We start from the raw sequence: 21858 nt of genomic DNA, 5'->3' as shown, positions 1-21858 counted from the left end.
CCCGCTCGGAGCAGGCGGCGCTTACGTCTGTCAATGCGCGACCGGGGGCGCGGTGGGCGCTCTGGGCGCCCACCGCGCCCCCGGTGCGTTCAGTACGGGTACTTCGGGGTGTTACTTGTTGATGCGGCTCGCGATTTCCTTGTCCGCGTCCGCGCCCGCCTTGGCGGCGTCGTCACCCTTCAGGACCTTCGTCATGAACTCCTTGATGGGGTTCGGCTCGGTCTCGACGTTGGCCCAGCCCGGGGTCACCGGGGTGATGTTGCCGTTGACGCCGGCCTTGGCCATCGCCTCGGCGAAGGAGCCCGCGGCCGGGGTGAAGTTCGCGCCGGCCTGGTTCGGGAGCAGCGCGCCCTTGGTCTCGGCGGCGTACTTGGTCATCTGGTCCTTGCCTGCGGCGAGGGCCAGCCACTCCTTGGCGAGGTCCTTGTTCTTGGAGCGCTCGGCGATCGCCAGGTTCGAGCCGCCGAGGAAGACGGTGCCCGGCTTGTCGGCGGTCTTGCCCGGGATCGGGAAGTAACCGAAGTCGGCTTCCTTGCCCGCGTCCTTCAGCGCCTTCTCGGCACCGCCGGCCTCCCAGCCGAGGCCGATCCAGGAGGCGACGCCACCCTTGGGAACGACGTCGGTGGACTGCTGCGGGTTCGCCTCGTCCTTGTCCTTCGGAGCGGTGGAGAAGGACTGGAGCTTCTTGTAGAACTCCATCGCGGAAGCGGCCTGGGCGGTACCGAGACCACCCTTCCACTTGTCGCCGTCCTTGACCGCGAGGTCGCCGCCCTCGTCCCAGATGAGACCGGCGAGGACGTACCAGCTCTGGCCGGGCAGGTAGATCGGCTGGGAGGCCGGGTCGGCCGCCTTCAGCTTCTCCAGACCGGCGACCCACTCGTCGCGGGTCTTGGGCGCCGTGACGCCGGCCTTCTCGAAGGCCTTCTTGTCGTAGATGACGACGCGGTTGGCCGCGTACCACGGAGCGGAGTAGAGCTTGCCGTCGATCTCGGCCGAGGCCAGACCGCTCTTCGCCCAGGCGTCCGCGCCGAGCTTCGCCTTGTCCTTGGTCAGGTCGGCGAGACCACCCGTGACCGCGTAACCGGCGGTCTGGGTGTTGCCGAGCTCCAGGACGTCCGGCGGGGTGTTCTCGGAGAGGGCCGTGGTGACCTTCTCCTGGATGCCCTTCCAGGGCTGAACCTCTACCTTGACCGTGACACCGGGGTGCTTGGCGGAGAACTCCGCGTTGACCGCGTCGATCCAGGTCTTCGGTGCGGAGCCGTCCATCACCCAGACGGTGATCTCCTTGGCGCCACCCGCGTCGGCCTTCGGCTTGTCGTCGCCGCCGTTGCCGCACGCCGCGACTCCGACCATCATGCCCGCGACACTGACCGCCGCGATGAGCTTGCGCTTCACGCCACCCTCCTCAGGGATGCTGCCTGCAACTTCCCTTGCCCGCCGCGGTGACTCAAAAAGCACCAAGTACTGCCCGTGGGGCCGGGATCTGATCCATATTGGTGTAGACCAGTAGCTGGAGCTTGGCCTAGACCTTTAGGGGTGTCAAGGGTCTAATGAGCGGGTGCTCGGTCCGTTATCGGACCGACACCTGGGGGAGGGAGGAGGCCCGCCCTCCCTCCCGTGTCACGATGTGACCGCACATATCGGAGGAGCCGGTGACGGCAACGAAACTGGAGTCGGGAAGGCGGGCGGCGATGGCCACCGAAGGGGCGATCACGGAGCCGGACAGCGGGGCGGCCACCCGCACGGCACGCGTTCCCAAGTACTACCGACTCAAGCGCCACTTGCTCGATATGACCGAAACCCTTCCACCCGGCACACCCGTGCCGCCCGAGCGCACCCTCGCGGCCGAGTTCGACACCTCGCGCACCACGGTGCGCCAGGCCCTCCAGGAGCTCGTCGTCGAGGGGCGCCTGGAGCGCATCCAGGGGAAGGGCACCTTCGTCGCCAAGCCGAAGGTCTCCCAGCCGCTCCAACTCTCCTCGTACACCGAGGACATGAGGGCCCAGGGCCTGGAACCCACCTCCCAGCTCCTGGACATCGGCTACGTGACGGCCGACGACACCCTCGCCGGCCTCCTCAAGATCACCACCGGCGGCCGGGTCCTGCGCATCGAACGGCTCCGCCTGGCCAGCGGTGAACCGATGGCCATCGAGACCACGCACCTGTCGGCGAAGCGCTTCCCCGCGCTGCGCCGTTCGCTGGTCAAGTACACCTCCCTCTACACCGCCCTCGCCGAGGTGTACGACGTGCGCCTCGCCGAAGCGGAGGAGACCATCGAGACCTCGCTGGCCACCCCGCGGGAGGCCGGACTGCTCGGCACGGACGTCGGACTGCCGATGCTGATGCTTTCGCGCCATTCACTGGACGCCGACGGGGAGCCCGTCGAGTGGGTGCGTTCCGTGTACCGCGGCGATCGTTACAAGTTCGTCGCCCGACTCCAGCGTCCCGCCGTCTGATTCGTAGTTGACTCTCGTTCCGCTATACGGACGGGGGCTTACGTCCAGCGGGCGGTCCCCCGTAGATTCCCTGCGCTCACGCAGATGATCAACGAGGGGACGAGGATCATGACGCAACCGGAACCGGAAGCCACGAGGGCGGTACGGGACGCGGCGAGTCCGGGCACCACGCCGGACTCGCCTTCTCCATCAGGGGGCATGTCCCCCAAGGCCGTGGCCGTGTGGGTGCTGGTCGGGCTCGTGGGAGCCCTCGGCTGGGGCGTGCTGGCGCTCTCGCGCGGCGAGGAGATCTCGGCCGCCTGGCTGCTCGCCGCCGCCCTGGGCTCGTACGCGATCGGCTACCGCTTCTACGCGCGCTTCATCGCGAACCGCGTACTGAAGGTGGACAAGACCCGCGCCACCCCCGCCGAACGCCTTGACAACGGTGTCGACTTCCACCCGACCGACCGCCGGGTGCTTTTCGGCCACCACTTCGCCGCCATCGCCGGCGCCGGACCGCTCGTGGGTCCCGTACTCGCCTCGCAGATGGGCTACCTGCCCGGCACCATCTGGATCGTCGTGGGCGTGATCTTCGCGGGCGCCGTCCAGGACATGGTCACGCTCTTCTTCTCCACCCGGCGCAACGGCCGTTCGCTCGGCCAGATGGCCCGGGACGAGATCGGCCCGGTCGGCGGCGCCGCCGCGCTGATCGGCGTCTTCGCCATCATGATCATCCTGCTGGCCGTGCTGGCCCTGGTCATCGTCAACGCGCTGGCGCACTCCCCGTGGGGCGTCTTCTCCATCGGCATGACCATCCCGATCGCCCTCTTCATGGGCTTCTACCTGCGCGTCCTGCGCCCGGGCAAGGTCACCGAGGTCTCCGTCGTCGGCGTCGCGCTGCTGCTCCTCGCCATCGTCGCCGGCGGCTGGGTCGCCGAGTCCTCGCTGGCGGACTTCTTCACCCTGGAGAAGGAGACGCTGGTCCTCTGGATGATCGCCTACGGGTTCGTGGCGTCGGTCCTGCCGGTCTGGATGCTGCTCGCCCCGCGCGACTACCTCTCCACCTTCATGAAGGTGGGCACCATCGGGCTGCTGGCCGTGGGCGTGGTCATCGCCATGCCGACGCTGAAGATGCCCGCCGTCACGGAGTTCGCCTCGCGCGGTGACGGCCCGGTCTTCGCCGGCTCGATGTTCCCGTTCGTCTTCATCACCATCGCCTGCGGGGCCCTGTCCGGCTTCCACTCGCTGGTCTCCTCGGGCACCACCCCGAAGATGATCCAGAAGGAGACCCAGGTCAAGGTCATCGGCTACGGCGCGATGCTGACCGAGTCCTTCGTCGCCATCATGGCGATCATCGCGGCCTGCATCATCGACCCGGGCCTGTACTTCGCCATCAACTCCCCCGCCGGGGTCGTCGGCGCCACCGTGGAGACGGCCTCGCAGGCCGTGACCACCTTCGGCTTCGCCATCTCCCCCGCGGACCTCGCCCAGGCCGCGAAGGACGTGGAGGAGACCAGCCTGCTGTCCCGTACCGGCGGCGCTCCGACCTTCGCACTCGGAATGTCGGAGATCTTCTCGGCCGTGATCGGCGGCGGCTCGATGAAGGCGTTCTGGTACCACTTCGCGATCATGTTCGAGGCCCTGTTCATCCTGACGACCGTGGACGCCGGCACCCGCGTGGGCCGCTTCATGCTCCAGGACACCCTCGGCAACGTGCACAAGTCCTTCAAGGACGTCAGCTGGAAGCCGGGCGTCTGGTTCGCCAGCGCGGTCGTCGTCGGCGGCTGGGGCTACTTCCTCTGGGTCGGCGTCAAGGACCCGCTGGGCGGCATCAACCAGCTCTTCCCGCTGTTCGGCATCGCGAACCAGCTGCTCGCCGCGGTCGCCCTGGCCGTCTGCACCACCCTGCTGATCAAGTCCGGCCGGCTCAAGTGGGCCTGGGTGACGGGCGTTCCGCTGGCCTGGGACCTGGCCGTCACACTCACCGCCAGCTACCAGAAGATCTTCTCCGACAACCCGAAGATCGGCTTCTTCGCGCAGCGGGACGTCTACCAGGACGGGATCGACGCGGGCAAGGTCCTCAAGCCCGCCAAGAACATGGACGAGATGCACACCGTGGTCACCAACGCCACCGTGGACGGCGTCCTGTCGGTGTTCTTCGCCCTGCTGATCATCATCGTGCTCGTGGACGCGGCCCGGACCTGCCTCAAGGCCATCCGCACGCCCGAGTCGGTCACCCTGGCCGAGGCCCCGTGGACCGAGTCCAAGATCGTCGCCCCGGCCGGTCTGATCCCGACCGCCGAGGAGCGGGCGGAACTCGCCGCCGCCGGACTCGACTCGGGCGGGGGCCGGGCCGAGGACTCCGTACGGGAACCCGCGTGACCCGGCTGCGCCACGTGCTGGGCCGGGCCCGGTACTTCGTACGGGAGTTCTCGGGCGAGGCGGCCTACGACCACTACGTGGCACACGCCCGTACGCACGACCCGGACGCAGCCGTCCCGTCGCGCCGGGACTTCGAGCGGGCCCGCACGGACGCCCGCGAGGGCGACCCGCGCGAAGGGTTCCGCTGCTGCTGAACCGGTGAGCCGCACAGGGGGCCGCCGCGGATCCGTCCACCCGACGGAACGCGGCGGCCCCGCCGCTTTCCCTGGCGCACACTCGATGCCATGGACATCATCATCAGGGCGGCGACCGCCGCCGAATACGAAGCACTCGGCGAGATCACCGCACGGGCCTACCTCGACGACGGACTCCTCACCTTCGCCGAGGACGACCCCTACCTGAGCCGGCTGCGCGACGTCGCCGGCCGGGCCCCCGACGGCGAGGTGCTCGTCGCCGCGGACGAGGACACCCTGCTCGGCGGTGTGACCTTCGCCCCTCCCGGCAGCCCGCTGTGCGATATCGCGGGCCCCGGCGAGGCCGAGTTCCGGATGCTGGCGGTCTCCCCCGCCGCCCGCGGCCGCGGCGCGGGCGAGGCCCTCGTACGGGCCTGCGTGAGCCGCGCCCGGGAACTGGAGGGCGTGGGCCACCTGGTGCTGTCCACCACGGAGAAGATGCTCGGGGCGCACCGGATCTACGACCGGCTGGGCTTCGTACGGACGCCCGAGCGGGACTGGTACCCGGTTCCGGGCCTCCCCCTGCTGACCTACCGCCTGGAGCTGTAGTCACGGACCGTCTCGCGGAGCGACACAACATGTGGTGGCTCACGCAAGCACCGGCCCCCACATGTATGCTCGTGCTCGCTGTCGTCGCAGGGGAATCCGGTGAGAATCCGGAACTGTCCCGCAACGGTATGAAATGCACCGACCTGCTCGGTACATCCGCAAGTCCGAGGACCTGTCGACAGTGCGCCCGGCTCGACCGATCCGGGTGCAGACACGTCCGGGCCTCGCGGTTGGGCCGGTGGACGCCACGTGGCGCATGCGCACAGCCCTGCCAGGCATGCGCGCCCCCACGTGCGCCCCCTCGCGCCCCGCACCAACGGTGTTCCCGGAGCCGAGCGAGGGAGAGCTCCCCCCGTGACCATCGCGCCTTCCGCACCGCGCGCCGAGTCCGACCCGTCCGCCTATGAGGGTCCGGGGGCCGCGCTCCTGCGCACGCTCACCGAGCTGACCGCCGACCTGCCGGACACCGACCCCGGCCGGGTCGCCGCCGCAGCCCTGCGCGGCCGCAGCGCCGCCGCCGACGAGGCTGAGCTGCGTACGCTCGCCACCGAGGCGGCCGCCGGGCTGATCTCCGAGGACCCGGCGTACTCCCGCCTCGGCGCCCGCCTGCTGACGCTGGCCGTCCGCGACGAGGCCGCCGGCCAGGGCTCCACCTCCTTCTCCGAGTCCGTCGAGGTCGGCCACCGCGAGGGCCTCATCGCCGACCGCACCGCGGACTTCGTCCGCCTGCACGCGAACCGGCTCGACGCCCTGGTCGACCACGCGCTCGCCGAGGGCGCCGACGACCGCTTCGGCTTCTTCGGCCTGCGCACCCTGCACAGCCGCTACCTGCTGCGGCACCCGATCACCCGTCAGGTCATCGAGACCCCGCAGTACTTCATGCTGCGCGTGGCCTGCGGCCTCGCCGAGAACGACGGCGTCCAGGCCGTGGAGGAAGTCGCCTCCCTCTACCGGCTGATGAGCCGCCTGGACTACCTGCCCTCCTCCCCCACCCTCTTCAACTCCGGCACCCGCCACCCGCAGATGTCCTCCTGCTACCTGCTGGACTCCCCGCTGGACGAGCTGGACTCGATCTACGACCGCTACCACCAGGTCGCGCGCCTGTCCAAGCACGCCGGCGGCATCGGCCTCTCCTACTCCCGCATCCGCGCCCGCGGTTCGCTGATCCGCGGGACGAACGGCCACTCCAACGGCATCGTGCCGTTCCTGAAGACCCTCGACGCCTCCGTCGCCGCCGTGAACCAGGGCGGCCGCCGCAAGGGCGCCGCCGCGGTCTACCTGGAGACCTGGCACGCGGACATCGAGGAGTTCCTGGAGCTCCGCGACAACACCGGCGAGGACCAGCGCCGCACGCACAACCTGAACCTCGCCCACTGGGTGCCGGACGAGTTCATGCGCCGCGTGAACGCCGACGCCGACTGGTCGCTGTTCTCCCCGGCCGACGTCCCCGAGCTGGTCGACCTGTGGGGCGACGCGTTCGACGCCGCCTACCGCAAGGCCGAGGAGTCGGGCCTGGCCCGCAAGAGCATGCCCGCCCGCGACCTGTACGGCCGGATGATGCGCACCCTCGCGCAGACCGGCCAGGGCTGGATGACCTTCAAGGACGCCTCCAACCGCACGGCGAACCAGACCGCCGAGCCGGGCACCGTCGTCCACTCCTCGAACCTCTGCACCGAGATCATCGAGGTCACCAACGACGGCGAGACGGCCGTCTGCAACCTCGGCTCGGTCAACCTCGGCGCCTTCGTCCTGGCCGAGTCCGGCGAGATCGACTGGGAGCGACTGGACGAGACCGTCCGCACCGCGGTCACCTTCCTCGACCGCGTCGTGGACATCAACTTCTACCCGACCGAGCAGGCCGGCCGGTCCAACGCCCGCTGGCGCCCGGTGGGCCTGGGCGCGATGGGCCTCCAGGACGTCTTCTTCCAGCTGAAGCTGCCCTTCGACTCCCCCGAGGCGAAGGCCCTGTCCACGAAGCTCTCCGAGCGCATCATGCTCGCGGCGTACGAGGCCTCCTGCGACCTGGCCGAGCGCAGCGGCCCGCTCCCCGCGTGGGAGCAGACCCGCACCGCGCGCGGCGTCCTGCACCCCGACCACTACGAGGTCGAGCTGAACTGGCCGGAGCGCTGGGACGCGCTGCGCGCCCGGGTCGCGAAGTCCGGGATGCGCAACTCCCTGCTCCTCGCCATCGCCCCGACGGCGACCATCGCCTCCATCGCGGGCGTGTACGAGTGCATCGAGCCGCAGGTCTCCAACCTCTTCAAGCGCGAGACCCTCAGCGGTGAGTTCCTCCAGGTCAACGGCTACCTGGTGCAGGAGCTCAAGCGGCTCGGCGTCTGGGACGCCCAGACCCGCGAGGCGCTGCGCGAATCCTCCGGCTCGGTCCAGGGCTTCGGCTGGATCCCCGCGGAGGTCCGCGAGCTGTACCGCACGGCGTGGGAGATCCCGCAGCGCGGCCTGATCGACATGGCGGCGGCGCGCACCCCGTTCCTCGACCAGTCCCAGTCGCTGAACCTGTTCCTGGAGACGCCCACCATCGGCAAGCTCAGCTCGATGTACGCGTACGCCTGGAAGCAGGGCCTGAAGACCACGTACTACCTGCGCTCGCGCCCGGCGACGAAGATCGCCCGCGCCGCACAGGCCGCCACCCCGGCGGCGCTCCCCCTGGCCGACGTCGACGCGGACGCCGCGGCAGCGGAAGCGCTCGCCTGCTCCCTTGAAAACCCCGAGTCCTGCGAGGCCTGCCAGTAATGAGCTCCAACGACACCAAGAACCTCCTGGACCCGGGCTTCGAGCTCACCCTCCGCCCCATGCGCTACCCGGACTTCTACGAGCGCTACCGGGACGCGATCAAGAACACCTGGACCGTCGAGGAGGTCGACCTCCACTCGGACGTAGCGGACCTCGCGAAGCTGACCCCGTCCGAGCAGCACATGATCGGCCGGCTGGTCGCGTTCTTCGCGACGGGCGACTCGATCGTCTCGAACAACCTGGTCCTCACCCTCTACAAGCACATCAACTCCCCGGAGGCGCGCCTGTACCTGTCGCGCCAGCTCTTCGAGGAGGCCGTGCACGTCCAGTTCTACCTGACGCTGCTCGACACCTACCTGCCCGACCCGGACGACCGCGCGGCCGCCTTCGACGCGGTCGAGGAGATCCCGTCGATCCGCGAGAAGGCGCAGTTCTGCTTCCGCTGGATGGACTCGGTCGAGAAGATCGACCGCCTGGAGACGGCCGCCGACCGCCGCCGCTTCCTGCTGAACCTGATCTGCTTCGCCGCGTGCATCGAGGGCCTGTTCTTCTACGGCGCCTTCGCGTACGTGTACTGGTTCCGCTCGCGCGGCCTGCTGCACGGCCTGGCGACCGGGACGAACTGGGTCTTCCGGGATGAAACCATGCACATGAACTTCGCGTTCGAGGTCGTGGACACGGTCCGCAAGGAGGAGCCGGAGCTCTTCGACGACGCGCTCCAGCAGCAGGTCGTCGACATGCTGAAGGAGGCTGTGGAGGCGGAACTGCAGTTCGGCCGCGACCTGTGCGGTGACGGCCTGCCGGGCATGAACACCGAGTCCATGCGCGAGTACCTGGAGTGCGTCGCGGACCAGCGCCTGGTCCGCCTCGGCTTCGCGCCGGTCTACGGCTCGCAGAACCCGTTCTCCTTCATGGAGCTCCAGGGCGTCCAGGAACTGACGAACTTCTTCGAGCGCCGCCCGTCGGCCTACCAGGTCGCGGTCGAGGGCACGGTCGACCTGGACGAGGACTTCTAGGCCCCCGCCCCCGGTTGCTCGCGGCCCCGCCCAAGGGAAGATCCACCTGGCCCGCCAGGTCCCCGGGCGGGGCCGCACTGCTTCTGGGGACCGGATAGCGGGATCCGGTTCCCGGCCGATCCCGACGGCCGCCCGGGGCGGGCTGTCCGGCCGCGCGGATCTGCCGTTCCAGGCGGTGCTCGTGCAGGGCTCCGTAGAGGGCCGGGGCGAGGAGGAGGGTGGCTACGGTCAGGACGGCGAGGTAGTCGAGGAGCGTGTTCATGGGTCCACTCTCGCCAGGGCGGCCGAAACCGGACAGTGGCAGGACTGTCATGGAAGAGCGAATTACTGCCACACTGGGGGGATGGTGAAGCCTCCCTCCCTCCACAACGTGGCCGTGGCCGTCGTGAACGGGGTCACGCCCTTCGAGATGGGCATCTTCTGCGAGGTCTTCGGGGTCGACCGCAGCGCCATGGGCCTGCCGACCTACGATTTCGCCCTCTGCGCGATGGAGGACAACCCGATCACCGCGGGCGACGCCCACTACCGCCTCACGCTCCCCTACGGACCCGAGCGGCTGGAGGAGGCGGACCTGATCTGCCTGCCCGCCGACCGCGAGGCCCCCACCCGCGTGTACCCGGAGCCGCTCCTCGACGCCCTGCGGCGGGCCGTGGACCGGGGCGCGCGGGTGCTGAGCGTGTGCAGCGGCGCCTTCATGCTGGGCGCGGCCGGGCTGCTGGACGGCCGGCGCTGCACCACGCACTGGATGCACGCCCCGGCGCTGGCCCGCCGCTTCCCGCGGGCCCGGGTCGACCCGGACGTGCTCTACGTGGACGAGGGCCAGGTGATCACCTCGGCCGGCACCGCCTCCGGGATCGACGCGTGCCTGCACCTCGTCCGGCAGGAGCAGGGCTCCGAGGTGGCCAACACCATCGCCCGGCGGATGGTGGTACCGCCGCACCGGGACGGCGGGCAGGCCCAGTACATCCTGCGTCCGCTGCCCCGCACCTCCTGCGACACCGTGGGCGAGGTGATCGGCTGGATGGCCCGCCACCTGGACGAGGAGATCACGGTGGAGCAGCTCGCGGAGCGGGCCCACATGTCCCCGCGGACCTTCGCCCGCCGCTTCCTCCAGGAGACGGGGACCACCCCGTACCAGTGGGTGCTGCGCCAGCGGGTCCTGCTGGCGCAGGAGCTGCTGGAGGCCACCGACGAGACGGTCGACGCGATCGCGGGCCGCTGCGGCTTCGGTACCGCGGCCGCCCTGCGCCACCACTTCCTGCGGACGCTGAGCACCACCCCGAACGCCTTCCGGCGCACGTTCCGGGGCCCTTCCGCGGCCTGAGCTCCGGCCGGTCCCGGCACGTGGCCGGGAATCGCCCCGACCTTGATCGTTTTGCCCTACGGTGTGCAGGTTCGCATACGACAGGGGGTTCCCATGACACGCGCCATCCGGACCGTCGGCCGGCACCCGGCCGCGGCCGGCCCGAGCGACCTCGGCTGGGACTAGCTCCGCGCCGGTCCACGGGAAAGGCGCCCCGCTCCGGTCAGGAGCGGGGCGCCTTTCGCGTACGGGAGGTGCGGCTACGCGTTGGGAACCGTCTCGTAGCGCGGGGTGCCCTCGTCCATCTGCCGCAGCGCGTCCTTGCGGTCCCGCTTCGAGAGCCGGTCGATGTACAGGTAGCCGTACAGGTGGTCGGTCTCGTGCTGGAGGCAGCGCGCGAAGTAGCCGGTGCCCCGCACCTTGATCGGGTTGCCCTGCGCGTCCTGGCCGGTCACCTCGGCGTAGTCCGGGCGGGCCAGCGAGGCGTAGGCGGTCGGGACCGACAGGCAGCCCTCGTTCGAGTCGTCCAGGATGCGGGCGGCGGCCGGCAGCTCGACGAGCTTCGGGTTGACCACCACGCCCGTGTGCCGGTTGCCGTCGTCGTCCGGGCAGTCGTAGACGAAGACCTTGGCGTCGACGCCGATCTGGTTCGCGGCGAGGCCCACGCCCTCGGCGGCCTTCTGGCTGGCGAACATGTCGTCGATCAGCTGCGCCAGCTCGTCGCCGAACTCGGTGACGTCCTTGCACTCGCGGTGCAGGACCGGGTTGCCGACCACCGTGATCGGGCGGGCGGTGCCGCGCTCGCGGTGGGCGAGCTCGCGCGCCTCACAGTCCTCGGTGTCCACGACGTACCCGTCGTTCACACCCTCGACCCCGACCACGTCGTTCTCCTGCTGCGCCATGTCCGCCGTACGCCTTCCGTAAGTCCACCAGTCACCGATGTGCCGGTACAGACTACGGCCCCGGCTCAGCAGACTTCTTCGAGATCCCGCCACTCCCGGCTGTCCGGACTGTCCGCGACCCAGCCGTCGAGCAGCCCGCGCACCAGGCCCGCGGGCGCCGCGATGCCGCACTCCCGCTCGGGCACCCACAGGGAGCCGGATCCGGCCGTACGGTGGCCCAGCGGGCCGGGGTGACCCGGCTCACTGTGGTCGTGCGGATCCAGGTGCTCCCCGTCGCCCTCACCGCTCGGCATGGCGCTCTCCGAGCAGGTCCGGCACAGCAGCCGCACCGAGGAGGACCAGTCCTCGGCGGCGAAGCCGGCGTCGGAGGCCAGCTGCTCCAGGGCGTTGCGGTCGGCCTCGGTGGCCGCCTCCAGGAGCACCACCCAGGTGGGCACCGGGGAGGGCGCCCACAGCTCGATCTCGTCGAAGACGGGGTACGAGGGCCCGGCCGCGGTGACCCGCTCGCCGTGCGGGACCCCGTCGTGCAGGACGACCTCGCCCCAGCGCCGCCCCGAGGAGGGCAGCGGGATCGACAGGACCTCCATGCGGGCCGGGTCCAGCCGTCGGCCCCAGACCACCTCGGCCTCGCCCTCGGGCGACAGCCGCACGGCCGCGCTCCCGAGCTCCATGCCGACCGGTTCGCCGTGGGCGGGGCCGCCGGGGCGGCTGCCCGTCCCGTGCGGGTCTCCGGGCACCTTCAGCCCGTACGCCTGCCAGGCGCGGCGGGCCAGCGGCCAGTCCTGGAGCGCGGTGGCGGCGATGCCGACGTTCCACCAGTCCGGGGCGCCGGTCTCCCGGTCGAGCAGGGCCACGGCGCGCAGCCCGGCGGCCCGGGCCTGCTCCCAGTCGTGGCGGAACTTGTGGAGCAGCGCCAGATTGAACCAGGACTCGGACAGCCAGGGTTCCAGGTCCGCCGCTCTGGTCAGCAGCGCGCCCGCGTCCTCGTACCGACCGTCGCCGATCAGCGTGAACGCGCGGTCGGTGGCCTGCCGCCACGAGGCGGAGGGCCGATGGCGTACCTTCCCGAAGATCCTCACGATTCCCGCCTGCCGGACACTCTTGCTCGGGACACTCCTGCTGCGAACACTCCTGCTGCGGCACTGCTGCCGCCGGGAACACTCCCACTGGCATCCAACCATGCCCACTCGGACGGCCGCTCATTACCCATGGGTTACCCAGGAGGGACGGGTACGACTCTGGCACGTCCGCCCCGGGCGAGCACCCTGGCGAGACACTCCACGACTTCCGGCTGGTAATCGTGCCCGGTCCCCAGGCGCAGCCGCTCCAGGGCCTCCAATGAGCCGCCCGGGTGACGGGCCCCGCCGCAGAGGTCGTCGTACGCGTTGACCGCGCGCACGATGCGGGCGGCGACCGGCTGGTCACGGTACGGATCCGCCTGCAGCTCCACGACGACCGCCACCTCGGCCGGGACCCCCGTCTGGCGGGCCACCTCGCCCCCGAGCCCGGCGATCCGGCGGGCCTCTGCCTCGGGGAGCTCGGCGGTGGCCCCGGCCGGGACCGGGTCGACGAGGGAGAGCTGCCCGATGTCGTGCATGAGGGCGGCGTACTCCAGGACCGTGAGCTCCCGCTCCGAGAGGCCCAGCTCCCGGCCCACGGCGCAGCTGAGCGCGGCGACCCGGCGGGAGTGGCCGGGCCGGGTGTAGCCGGCGATCTCGGTGGCGCGGGCGAGGGAGGTGATGGTCTGGCGGTAGGTGGTGCGGATGGCGGTGATCCGGTGGAAGGACATCTGGGTCAGGAGCAGGGGCACGCTGAAGACCGGGACCGCCCACAGGCCGGCGACGGCGACCCCGAGGGCCATGACCACGCCGGTGGCGCAGATCGCGGAGCCGATGCCCAGCTGCGCGCGGAGCTCGTCGCGGAGCAGCGGGGCGAACGGCCATCCGGTCCGCGCCCCGGCGAGGGCGGCGCCGAGGACCGCGTCGCACAGGGCGGTGAGCCCGAGCACGAGGACCAGGAAGACCACGAGGTACGGGCCCTGGCCGACCCGGTGTTCCAGCTGTCCGGAGTTGTAGAGCGGCTGGAAGCAGACGGCGGCGAAGGTGACGGTGAGGACGCGGCGGGCCAGGTGGTCGAGGGCGGGTCCGCGGCCCCGGGCGATGTGCGGGACGATGCCGAGGAGCGCGGCCGTGACCACCACAGCGACGATCTGCAGGACCCCGTGGTGGGTGGGGGCTCCGGCGTTCTGCCCGAGCAGGGCGTACGCGAGCGCCCCCGCGGATCCGAGCGGCGCGGGCTGCTGGCGCGCGGCGTCGCCGCTGTCCCGGCGGGCGAGCTCGCCGATGGTGATCAGGGTGCCGAAGGCCAGGGCGATGCCCGGGTCGGTCAGGCCGTTCCACACGGTGTGCCCGAGCGCGGCCACGGTCAGCGCTGCGGCGGCCCCGCGCACGGTGCCGACGGCCCAGCCCCTCACCGGCCGGCCCCCGCAGCCGGGGAGCCGGGGGTCCGCGGCGCCTCCTCGGCGCCCGCTCCGGGTTCCGCGGCGGATCCCGGCAGGCAGTGGCAGGGGTCCCCGGCGGCCGGGAGCGGGCCGCTCCCGCTCCCGCGGGTCTGCGCTGCGCCTGCGCCGTGGCCGGCCTGGGCGGGCAGTCCGGTCAGCGCCGCTCCGGCGGGCACGGCCGCGCGCAGGGCCCCCGGCGGCGCAGCGTCGGGAGCCTCGCCGGCGGCGGCCGGGATCACCTGGAGGTCGTCGTCCGAGGTCACCTTCGGATGCCAGCCCTGGCGGCCGATCGCGTCGACCAGCGCCTGCACCATGTCGGGGTCGAACTGGGCCCCCGCGCACCGTTCCAGCTCGGCCAGGGCCACCCGTACGGGCCGGGCCCTGCTGTACGAGCGGGTCGAGGTCATCGCGTCGAAGGCGTCGGCGACCGCCACGACCCGGGCGAGCACCGGGATCTGTTCCCCGGTCAGCCCGTAGGGGTAGCCGGAGCCGTCCACCCGCTCGTGGTGGTGCAGGATCGCCGCGCGGGCCTCGCCCAGGAAGCCGATGCCGCGCACCATCTCGTGTCCGTATTCGGGGTGGAGTTCGATGATCCTGCGCTCTTCGGGGGTCAGCGGTCCGTCCTTGCGCAGCAGCCGGGTCGGGACGCCGAGTTTGCCCACGTCGTGCAGGATCCCGGCGATGCGGACGACTTCGAGGCGTTCCTCGCCCATGCCCAGCTCGCGGGCGATCATCGCCGAGGCCTGTCCGACCCGCTCGCTGTGGCCGCGCGTGTAGCGGTCCTTGATGTCGACGGCCTGCACCAGTGCCCGGATGGTGGCCTGGTGGGCGGCGCGCTCGCGGTGGTACTGGGCGAAGACCCAGCAGGAGATGTACATCGGCAGCATGACGAGCAGTGCGGCCGGGAGTCCGTACGGGCTGCGCCACATGACGGCCATCATCAGCCCGGCGAGGCCGTGGACGCAGTGCGGGGCGAGGGACCGGGTGACCAGGCCCCGCCAGGCGGTGGCGGCGGGCCGGCGTTCGGCGGCGGCCAGGATGCAGCCGTCGAGGGCGGTCAGCACCAGGCAGAAGGCGACGGCCGCGGCGGCTGCGGGGAGCATCACGTACGGAAAGTCGGCGACCCAGGCGGCCGGGCCGCCCGGGCCACCGGGTCCTTGCGGTCCCGGTGGCCCGGTCCCGCCGGAGGGGCCCGCGCCCAGGGCGCCGGGGCCGCCCAGCAGCCCGTAGACCTGTCCGGCGGTGAAGGCGGCTATGGACTGCTGTGCCCCGTGCCAGATGCGGCGCACCCAGGCGGGCCGCGCGGTGACGGTCCCGGCGAGTCCGCCGGGCAGGGCGACGAGGGCCGCGGCGGCGGGCGGCAGGAGGAAGACGGCGGCCAGCACCACGGGGAAGAAGGAGCCGAGGCCCTCGGGCACCCGGCGGCCCATGAGCGGGCAGACCTTGACGAGTTCGCAGCCGAGGTAGAGCACGGCGAGCAGGCCGATGGACGGCCAGGGGGTGGCGGAACCGGTGAGGGCCGGGACGACGCAGGCGAGGCCGGCGAGGACGGCGCTCAGGACGCAGGCGCGCGCCAACGGCGGAAGTACCCGCATGGCGCTCTCCTCCCCCTGAGCCGTGCAAGTCAGGTACGAATCAAACCAGTACCCGAATGGGGAGAATAAGTGGGCCCTGGAGCGAGGTGGGCCACATTTTCGCATTGCACCATGCGGACGCCCCCGGATTACCACCTTCGAGTGAACGAAGTGCCCTTCCGGGGGCGGCTGTTCGAGATTGTTCAATCAGGTACTACTTCACCGGCGAACACGGCCGGGTTTCAACTTTTTCAGCCCGCCGCTGATCCCGGCATCGGCTCGGCGACGGCCGGCTCGGGCGGTGCGGCCGTAATGTCATGGTCCGGCACCGCCTGCCCCGAACGGATGAGCTCGATCCGTCCCATCACCTTCGAGCGCAGGTCGGTCGGCACGTCGTCCGATCCGCAGCAGCGCTTGACCAGCTTCTTCACGGCCTGCTCCAGGCCGTACTTCTCCAGACAGGGATTGCACTCGCCGAAGTGCGCCTCGAACTTCGTGCAGTCGCTGTCGGGCATCTCCTGGTCCAGGAACTCATAAAGGTGGTCCAGGACCTCGGAGCACTCCGTCTCGTGCGCATCTCCGCAGCTCATGAGCCCGAGCCTTTCAGGTCGTTCGACTCTCCCGCGCCGGCCGGGACGAGCCCGCGCTCACGGGCGTAGTCCTCAAGCATTCCACGGAGTTGACGGCGGCCACGGTGCAGTCGCGACATGACCGTACCGATGGGTGTACCCATGATGTCCGCGATCTCCTTGTACGCAAAGCCCTCTACGTCGGCAAGATAGACCGCGATGCGGAACTCCTCCGGAATGGCCTGGAGCGCTTCCTTCACGTCGGAATCGGGCAGGTGATCGAGAGCCTGCGACTCGGCGGAACGCAAGCCCGTCGACATGTGCGACTCGGCGCGCGCAAGCTGCCAGTCCTCGATCTCCTCGGCCGCACTGCGCTGGGGTTCGCGCTGCTTCTTGCGGTACGAGTTGATGAAGGTGTTGGTCAGAATGCGGTACAGCCACGCCTTGAGGTTGGTGCCCTCTCGGAACTGGTGGAAGGACGCGTACGCCTTCGCGTACGTCTCCTGGACCAGGTCCTCGGCGTCGGCCGGATTGCGCGTCATGCGCAGGGCGGCCGAGTACATCTGGTCGAGGTAGCCGAGGGCATCCCTCTCGAAGCGCGCATTGCGCTCCGGGGTCGTCTCCTCCGCGTGGCCTTCGTCGGTCCCGGCGACAGGACCCACCTCCTCCGACTGCGTGGCGACTCCGAAAGCGGACCCGCTCGAATCGGAGAATAGTCGACCATCCCGGTCGCCCGCCGCCCGAACCGTGCCGCGCTTGGGCGCGGGCAGCACTGTCCAGTCCAGGTCAGCGGCCTGCGGACGGTTCTGGCTGATGACCTGGGTCATGCGTTGCCTCTCCTCCGACGTCTTCCGTACGTACCGACATCCGGGACAACAGGCGGCCCGGGCGGCGCATTCCCGGGCCGGGCGCGGTTTCGGGACCAAAGCCGCCCCGGCGCCGGGGCGTAGGTCACACCGGCAGCCGACCGAGCCATCCGGCCACCGCCCCGGTGATCACCGCCAGGGCCTCCTCCTGGGTGGGGCCGGTCCGCTTCGGCACGGCGAAGCCGTGGTCCCCGCCCTCCACCTCCACCAGCTCGTACGAGGCTCCGCGCGCTCCCCGCGCCGGGAACTCCGCCGGCCGCCCGAAGGCGTCGCGGCCCCCCTGGACCACCAGCACCGGCCGCCCGGCGCCCAGCAGCTCCTCGGCCCGGGACTTCTCCGGCCGGCCCGGCGGGTGCAGCGGGAAGGCCAGCGCGAGCACCCCGGCCGCGCCCAGCTCCGCCGCGGTCCGGCAGGCCACCCGGGCCCCGGCGCTGCGGCCGCCCGCGACCACGGGCAGCCCGGGCCCGGCGAAGGCGGGCCACAGGGCGCGCCAGCCCGCGTCCAGCACCTTGGGCGCGGCGGCGACCTTCTTCCCGGCGACCCGCCAGGGCTGTTCGGCCAGCGCCACGGTGATCCCCAGGGCGGGCAGGGCCGCGGCCAGGGCCTGGAGGTCCCGGGCCTCGATCCCGCCGCCGGCTCCGTGCCCCAGGGCGAGCACCAGGCGGGCCGTGCCCGCCGGGGCCGGATGCCAGGTGATGCGGGCCTCGCCCGCCGGGGTGCCGACCGTCTCGGTGCGCTCGGTGCGCGTGCTGCTCATGCCCCGATCATGCCGTCCGGCGGCGCCCGGGGGCCGGTGCCGGGGCCGTCCGGAGCGGCGGGGCCGTCGGAGTGACGCCGGGACCCTCCGCATCCCCCGCGGGGGTCAGGAGCGGGCGTCAGAGGCGCGCGCAGGAGCGGGCGTCAGAAGCAGGCGTCAGGAGCGGGCGTCAGGAGCGGGCGTCAGAAGAGCGTGCCCTCCTCCGGGCCTTCCAGCTCCTCCAGCAGCTCGGGCCCGTTGTTGCGGACGTTGCTCGCGGCCGTGGACACCGGATAGGCGCGCATCAGCCCGCCCGGCGGCGGGGCCAGCAGGGCCTGGAGCTCGTCGGGGTCGGTCCGCGCCGGGTCCAGCCAGGCGTCCCACCGGTCCGGGGTGAGCATCAGCGGCATCCGGGGGTGGATGTCGGCGAGCGAGCGCGGGCCCTCGGCGGGGGCGACGCCGAGCGGACCCGCCTCGGCCTCGGTGGTGATCACCGAGCAGGTCGCCCACCAGGCGAGCGGATGGGCGTCGGGCAGGGTCCGGTCGCGCCTGAACTCGTATATCCCGGCCATGGCGAAGACGGAGCCGTCGCGGGGCAGGACGAAGTAGGGCTGCTTGCGCGACCGCTTCTTCTTGCCCTCGACCTCGAGCTGCCGCTCGTCGTGGGCGGTGACCCACTCGTAGTAGCCGTCCGCCGGGATGATGCAGCGGCGCTGCGCGAAGGGGCGGCGGAAGGACGGCTTCTCGGCGATGGTCTCGGACCGGGCGTTGATCATCCGGGCGGCTCCGTCGGGATTCTGCGCCCAGGACGGGACGAGCCCCCATTTCAGGACCCTCAGCTGGCGAACCGGACGCGGGTTCGGAGCGTCTTTCAGGGGACGGTCGAGGACGACGTGGACCTCTTTCGTCGGAGCCACGTTCCAGTCGGGTGCCAGCACCTCCTCCGGCTCCCACCGCTCCACCCCGAAGACCTCGGCCAGCTCCTCCGGCCCACGACTCGCTGCATACCTACCGCACATACTCTTCCGCCCCTCTGACCTGCGTGAACGCTACGTCACGCGGCCACATCCAGCACCAAACCAGCACGGTGCTGAGTAATCGCTACATCCATCACCCGGATCGCCCGTCCGGTGCTGTCCGGTGTCAGGTGCCCGTACGTGTCAGCCGTCTCGCTGATGTTCCTGTGCCCCAGCCACCTGGACACGTCCAAGAGTGGCAGACCACTGCTGAGCGCCGTAGAGGCGAACCAGTGCCTGAGATCGTGGGGCGACCACGTGTAGTCCAGGAGCCTGACCACCTTCCGGAAGTGCGTGGCGAAGTCCGAGGTGGCCACGTGGTTGCCGGTACGGGTCTGGAACAGCGCTCCGTCCGGCCCTGTGCCGTGTGTGGCGACGTGCTCGGCCACGGCCTCACGGATGTTCGTCGGTAGTGGCACGTCCCGCCAGTCGCCCTCACGCCGGTGCTTGAGAGGCCCCACCAGGAGACCCCGGCCGCCCTTGCCCCTGGTGATCTGACGGCGGACCCTCACACGGTCCTCGTCGAAGTCACCGACCCGCAGGCCCAGCACTTCCCCGGTACGCAATCCGAGCCCAGCCATGAGCCAGATGGAGAGCGCCAGCTCGGGACGGAACTCGTCTGCGATGTCTTGGATTTGCTGTCCGGTGGGAAGTCGCTTGTCGTCCACTGCCTTGCTCGGCAGCTTCGGGAGCTTGGCCCCGGTGAACGGGTTGCGGCCGATGTCGCCGTTGTTCACGGCCGCCTTGCACACGGACCGCAGGGGCGTCATGTAGGCGTCGACAGAGTTTGGGGTGAGCCCCGCCGCCGTCATCTCGCGAGCGAGCGTCTCGATGTCCTCGGGCCGGAGGGTGGAGAGCAGCCGGTGACCGAGGGCGGGGAAGATGTGCAGCCGGAACGCCCGGTCGTAGACCCCTTCCGTCCCCACGGCCAGATGCTGGCGCGCTACCCACTTCTCGGCGTAGACCTTGACCGGCACGGCCCCGCGCTTGGGGTCGAGGTAAGTCCCTTCGCGCTTGTCGTTCTCCATCTTCAGGCCGTGGTCTTCAGCCTGCTTCTTGGTCGGGAACGACTTCTCACGCTGCCGTCCGGCACGCCCTCCGGGCTCCCGGTACCGAACGGTCCACGTGTGCTTACAGCGGGTCTGCGGACACGGATACTCCTTGCTCTTCTGGTCGGTCTTGCACTTCTGGAACGTCGTAGCCATGAGTGGTGCTGATCTTCCGTTGCCGTGCCACGTGGCAGGAGCGCGGCGTTCTAATCGCTGTCTTTGAACTCACTCAGCAAGCGCTGAGCCTTATTGGTGAGAGTGAGTGAATCGGGGGGGATGAGTGCAAGCTCACGTGCACGCTTCACCCGTTCCGACATCGTTCCCTTGCTGATCCCCAGACGCTCGGCGAGAACCTGCTGAGGTGCGGCACTGCCCGTTTGCCTGATCCGGATTAGCTCCGCAACCAAGAGGGCGTAGTCCTCCTCCGTCCGACACCTCTTGGGCACGGGCCAGGGCTCCACCTCGCTCGCCCCAGCGAGGATGCGTCGCGCAGTCTGCTTGACCTCAGAGAGCGGGATCGCCGTCAGCACGGACGACGGGATTCCTTCAGTCGCCGTAGCAATCTCCACGGCCTCGTCAATGTCTGCGATGTCGACCCCGCCGGGAATGAACGTGATCTCCAAGTCGTGCGGGCCCCCGAACGGTTCTCCATCCGGCGGCCACGTCAGCTGAACCCGCCAAGGGCCGTAGTAGCGGGTCCATCGGAGGAAGCTTCCGCCGTAAGGAGTCCAGGCCCAGCCGTCTGGAAGCTGGCCCAGCCCCTCACGCCCTTGACCGCCTTGCTCACCTGTTGTCATACAACGAAACTATGCACCGAACCCGAATGTAGTCAAGTTCGGAAAGTGTGACAACGACCATTCCGAACTCGCCTAGAGTGCAGTTCGGACTGCCGTATGGTGGTGGCATGGCTCCCCGCAGTGACGCTGCGCCGACAGCCGGCTCTACCCACAGTGACCACACCGAGAGGCCCCATGACTCAACTTTTGACCATCGACGATGTGGCTCATGTACTTGCTGTCCCAAAGCACTGGGTCTACGACAACCACAAGTCGCAGGGAATCCCGTTCAAGAAGATTGGTCAGCGCTTGCGATGCCGACCCAATGACCTCAATCGCTGGATTGACCAGCAGGGAGAAGCGTAAACATGATCCATGTCTTCAATCCCGCGAAGGGTAACAAGTGGCTCTACCTGGAGATGATCCGAGAGCAACGAACCGAAGGGGACCTTCCTATCGGCCGGAACGGCATGGAGTACGTCATCGGAATCCTCACGCACCTGAACCGATCCAACGGTAAGACGTTCGTGGCCGATTCCACCATTTCTAAACAGGCTGGCTACAGAGGGAACAGCCACGAATTCAGGGAAGTAAGGAAGGTGATGATGGAATGCGGCTTCCTACACGTTTGGGGTACGAAGAGCCGTGCCTACGAGGTGTCACTCCTCGTACCTGAACGGTTGCACGAGGAATACGACGAGCTCCAGAGGTGCGCCAGGAGGGTGGAGGTTCTCCCCAAACCCTCCCGCATACGGGAACTAACCCATGACCCTCAACCCATGACTCATAACTCAGGTCCCGGGACCCTTGACCCGGGACCCTTGACTCAGATCTCTCTGACTCCCGACCCGGAAGGTCGTGAAAGTAAAGTAGAGGTAGCGCCGGTGAGTCCGGCTACAGATATGACTTCACATGTAGACACCCCTGAAGGGTGTCGTGACTCTGCTGACCTGACCTCTCCTGTCAGCTCTCCATCAGTTCCTGATTCCGAGCCGACAGGCTCGGGTGGCTCTGGAGCACCTGACTGCCCCTGCGGCAGCCAGGACCACGAGGTGGTCTACAAACCACAGCTGCGAGTTGCTGGCGAACTCCACCATAACGTTCTCGTCTGTCCTGAGATTGCCGCGTTCGGCGGCATCGGAGGCAAAGACTTTCATCTTGTCCTGACCTGAACTCACCCATCCTTAGCCCCCGGTTCTCG

20 protein-coding genes and 1 riboswitch are annotated in these 21858 nt (G+C 70.0%); of the genes, 9 read left to right on the top strand and 11 right to left on the bottom strand.

Translation table 11 applies throughout. The annotated features are described in order from the left end of the window. Nucleotides 1–111 precede the first annotated feature (111 nt). The gene (locus ACIA8F_RS04680; protein WP_399376739.1) at nt 112–1395 is read right to left on the bottom strand and encodes an extracellular solute-binding protein; all 1284 of its coding nucleotides are present in this window, start codon (nt 1393–1395) and stop codon (nt 112–114) included. Nucleotides 1396–1691: 296 nt separating this feature from the next. On the opposite strand from ACIA8F_RS04680, the gene ACIA8F_RS04675 reads away from it, so the two are divergent. The 7 genes from ACIA8F_RS04675 to ACIA8F_RS04645 all read left to right on the top strand — a co-directional run bounded on the left by ACIA8F_RS04675 (nt 1692) and on the right by ACIA8F_RS04645 (nt 10690). After that, the gene (locus tag ACIA8F_RS04675; protein ID WP_383953242.1) at nt 1692–2456 is read left to right on the top strand and encodes a GntR family transcriptional regulator; all 765 of its coding nucleotides are present in this window, start codon (nt 1692–1694) and stop codon (nt 2454–2456) included. Between the two features lie 198 nt (nt 2457–2654). Further along, nucleotides 2655–4817: a carbon starvation CstA family protein gene (locus tag ACIA8F_RS04670; protein WP_399376738.1), complete on the top strand. Its 2163-nt coding sequence runs from the start codon at nt 2655–2657 to the stop codon at nt 4815–4817. Then, nucleotides 4814–5011: a YbdD/YjiX family protein gene (locus tag ACIA8F_RS04665; protein WP_399376736.1), complete on the top strand. Its 198-nt coding sequence runs from the start codon at nt 4814–4816 to the stop codon at nt 5009–5011. Before ACIA8F_RS04670 ends, ACIA8F_RS04665 begins: the two co-directional genes overlap by 4 nt. A gap of 90 nt (nt 5012–5101) precedes the next feature. Then, a complete protein-coding gene (locus ACIA8F_RS04660) occupies nt 5102–5599 on the top strand; it encodes a GNAT family N-acetyltransferase (protein ID WP_399376734.1) in 498 nt (165 codons plus the stop codon). 90 nt (nt 5600–5689) lie between these two features. After that, nucleotides 5690–5772, top strand: a riboswitch (cobalamin riboswitch). Between the two features lie 181 nt (nt 5773–5953). Next, on the top strand, nt 5954–8350 hold the full coding sequence (locus ACIA8F_RS04655; RefSeq protein WP_399376733.1) for a ribonucleoside-diphosphate reductase subunit alpha: 2397 nt from the start codon (nt 5954–5956) through the stop codon (nt 8348–8350). Beyond that, nucleotides 8350–9366 (top strand): ribonucleotide-diphosphate reductase subunit beta, encoded by a 1017-nt coding sequence (locus ACIA8F_RS04650; RefSeq protein ID WP_399376732.1) that lies wholly within the window; start codon nt 8350–8352, stop codon nt 9364–9366. Before ACIA8F_RS04655 ends, ACIA8F_RS04650 begins: the two co-directional genes overlap by 1 nt. A gap of 343 nt (nt 9367–9709) precedes the next feature. Continuing rightward, the gene (locus ACIA8F_RS04645; protein ID WP_399376731.1) at nt 9710–10690 is read left to right on the top strand and encodes a helix-turn-helix domain-containing protein; all 981 of its coding nucleotides are present in this window, start codon (nt 9710–9712) and stop codon (nt 10688–10690) included. Between the two features lie 239 nt (nt 10691–10929). Here the strand turns inward: ACIA8F_RS04645 and def are convergent, their stop codons facing one another. The 10 genes from def to ACIA8F_RS04595 form a co-directional block, all read right to left on the bottom strand. Beyond that, nucleotides 10930–11571, bottom strand: a complete 642-nt coding sequence (gene def / locus ACIA8F_RS04640) for a peptide deformylase (protein ID WP_399376730.1) — start codon at nt 11569–11571, stop codon at nt 10930–10932. Nucleotides 11572–11636: 65 nt separating this feature from the next. Beyond that, nucleotides 11637–12650 (bottom strand): tetratricopeptide repeat protein, encoded by a 1014-nt coding sequence (locus ACIA8F_RS04635; protein ID WP_383953216.1) that lies wholly within the window; start codon nt 12648–12650, stop codon nt 11637–11639. Nucleotides 12651–12784: 134 nt separating this feature from the next. Then, nucleotides 12785–14044: an HD-GYP domain-containing protein gene (locus ACIA8F_RS04630; protein WP_399376729.1), complete on the bottom strand. Its 1260-nt coding sequence runs from the start codon at nt 14042–14044 to the stop codon at nt 12785–12787. Further along, entirely contained in the window at nt 14041–15666 is a 1626-nt protein-coding gene (locus ACIA8F_RS04625; protein ID WP_399376728.1) for an HD-GYP domain-containing protein, read from the bottom strand. The genes ACIA8F_RS04630 and ACIA8F_RS04625 overlap by 4 nt, the downstream gene beginning before the upstream one ends. A 230-nt stretch (nt 15667–15896) precedes the next feature. Next, nucleotides 15897–16235 (bottom strand): mycothiol system anti-sigma-R factor, encoded by a 339-nt coding sequence (gene rsrA / locus ACIA8F_RS04620; protein WP_266904672.1) that lies wholly within the window; start codon nt 16233–16235, stop codon nt 15897–15899. Further along, nucleotides 16232–16876 (bottom strand): sigma-70 family RNA polymerase sigma factor, encoded by a 645-nt coding sequence (locus tag ACIA8F_RS04615; RefSeq protein WP_008741505.1) that lies wholly within the window; start codon nt 16874–16876, stop codon nt 16232–16234. The genes rsrA and ACIA8F_RS04615 overlap by 4 nt, the downstream gene beginning before the upstream one ends. A 289-nt stretch (nt 16877–17165) precedes the next feature. Next, nucleotides 17166–17837 carry an alpha/beta family hydrolase gene (locus tag ACIA8F_RS04610; RefSeq protein WP_399376726.1) on the bottom strand — a complete coding sequence of 224 codons (672 nt, stop codon included), beginning with the start codon at nt 17835–17837 and terminating at the stop codon, nt 17166–17168. Between the two features lie 182 nt (nt 17838–18019). Then, complete coding sequence (locus tag ACIA8F_RS04605; RefSeq protein ID WP_399376725.1) at nt 18020–18835, bottom strand: SOS response-associated peptidase; 816 nt, start codon at nt 18833–18835, stop codon at nt 18020–18022. A gap of 35 nt (nt 18836–18870) precedes the next feature. Continuing rightward, nucleotides 18871–20037 carry a tyrosine-type recombinase/integrase gene (locus ACIA8F_RS04600; RefSeq protein WP_399376724.1) on the bottom strand — a complete coding sequence of 389 codons (1167 nt, stop codon included), beginning with the start codon at nt 20035–20037 and terminating at the stop codon, nt 18871–18873. Nucleotides 20038–20087: 50 nt separating this feature from the next. Beyond that, nucleotides 20088–20504, bottom strand: coding sequence for a hypothetical protein (locus tag ACIA8F_RS04595; RefSeq protein ID WP_399376723.1), 417 nt, complete (start codon nt 20502–20504; stop codon nt 20088–20090). Between the two features lie 270 nt (nt 20505–20774). Between ACIA8F_RS04595 and ACIA8F_RS04590 the strand changes: the two genes are divergently transcribed. Both ACIA8F_RS04590 and ACIA8F_RS04585 read left to right on the top strand, forming a co-directional pair. Continuing rightward, complete coding sequence (locus ACIA8F_RS04590) at nt 20775–21023, top strand: helix-turn-helix domain-containing protein (protein ID WP_399376722.1); 249 nt, start codon at nt 20775–20777, stop codon at nt 21021–21023. A 2-nt stretch (nt 21024–21025) separates the two neighbouring features. Then, a complete protein-coding gene (locus ACIA8F_RS04585; protein WP_399376721.1) occupies nt 21026–21829 on the top strand; it encodes a hypothetical protein in 804 nt (267 codons plus the stop codon). The last annotated feature ends 29 nt before the right edge of the window (nt 21830–21858 follow it).

Origin of the sequence: Streptomyces sp. NPDC051563 (assembly GCF_044454225.1) — a bacterium.
Classification (GTDB): domain Bacteria; phylum Actinomycetota; class Actinomycetes; order Streptomycetales; family Streptomycetaceae; genus Streptomyces.
Note: the sequence above shows the minus strand (reverse complement) of the source record. Positions and strands in the feature narration are given on the sequence as shown.

Excerpts from the sequence above, each read along its gene's own strand:
- ACIA8F_RS04585 (WP_399376721.1), top strand. The coding sequence starts at position 21,026 with ATGATCCATGTCTTCAATCCCGCGAAGGGTAACAAGTGGCTCTACCTG.
- ACIA8F_RS04645 (WP_399376731.1), top strand. The coding sequence starts at position 9,710 with ATGGTGAAGCCTCCCTCCCTCCACAACGTGGCCGTGGCCGTCGTGAAC.
- ACIA8F_RS04590 (WP_399376722.1), top strand. The coding sequence starts at position 20,775 with ATGGTGGTGGCATGGCTCCCCGCAGTGACGCTGCGCCGACAGCCGGCT.
- ACIA8F_RS04610 (WP_399376726.1), bottom strand. The coding sequence starts at position 17,837 with ATGAGCAGCACGCGCACCGAGCGCACCGAGACGGTCGGCACCCCGGCG.
- ACIA8F_RS04600 (WP_399376724.1), bottom strand. The coding sequence starts at position 20,037 with ATGGCTACGACGTTCCAGAAGTGCAAGACCGACCAGAAGAGCAAGGAG.
- rsrA (WP_266904672.1), bottom strand. The coding sequence starts at position 16,235 with ATGAGCTGCGGAGATGCGCACGAGACGGAGTGCTCCGAGGTCCTGGAC.
- ACIA8F_RS04605 (WP_399376725.1), bottom strand. The coding sequence starts at position 18,835 with ATGTGCGGTAGGTATGCAGCGAGTCGTGGGCCGGAGGAGCTGGCCGAG.
- ACIA8F_RS04660 (WP_399376734.1), top strand. The coding sequence starts at position 5,102 with ATGGACATCATCATCAGGGCGGCGACCGCCGCCGAATACGAAGCACTC.
- ACIA8F_RS04625 (WP_399376728.1), bottom strand. The coding sequence starts at position 15,666 with ATGCGGGTACTTCCGCCGTTGGCGCGCGCCTGCGTCCTGAGCGCCGTC.
- ACIA8F_RS04670 (WP_399376738.1), top strand. The coding sequence starts at position 2,655 with ATGTCCCCCAAGGCCGTGGCCGTGTGGGTGCTGGTCGGGCTCGTGGGA.
- ACIA8F_RS04675 (WP_383953242.1), top strand. The coding sequence starts at position 1,692 with ATGGCCACCGAAGGGGCGATCACGGAGCCGGACAGCGGGGCGGCCACC.
- ACIA8F_RS04650 (WP_399376732.1), top strand. The coding sequence starts at position 8,350 with ATGAGCTCCAACGACACCAAGAACCTCCTGGACCCGGGCTTCGAGCTC.
- def (WP_399376730.1), bottom strand. The coding sequence starts at position 11,571 with ATGGCGCAGCAGGAGAACGACGTGGTCGGGGTCGAGGGTGTGAACGAC.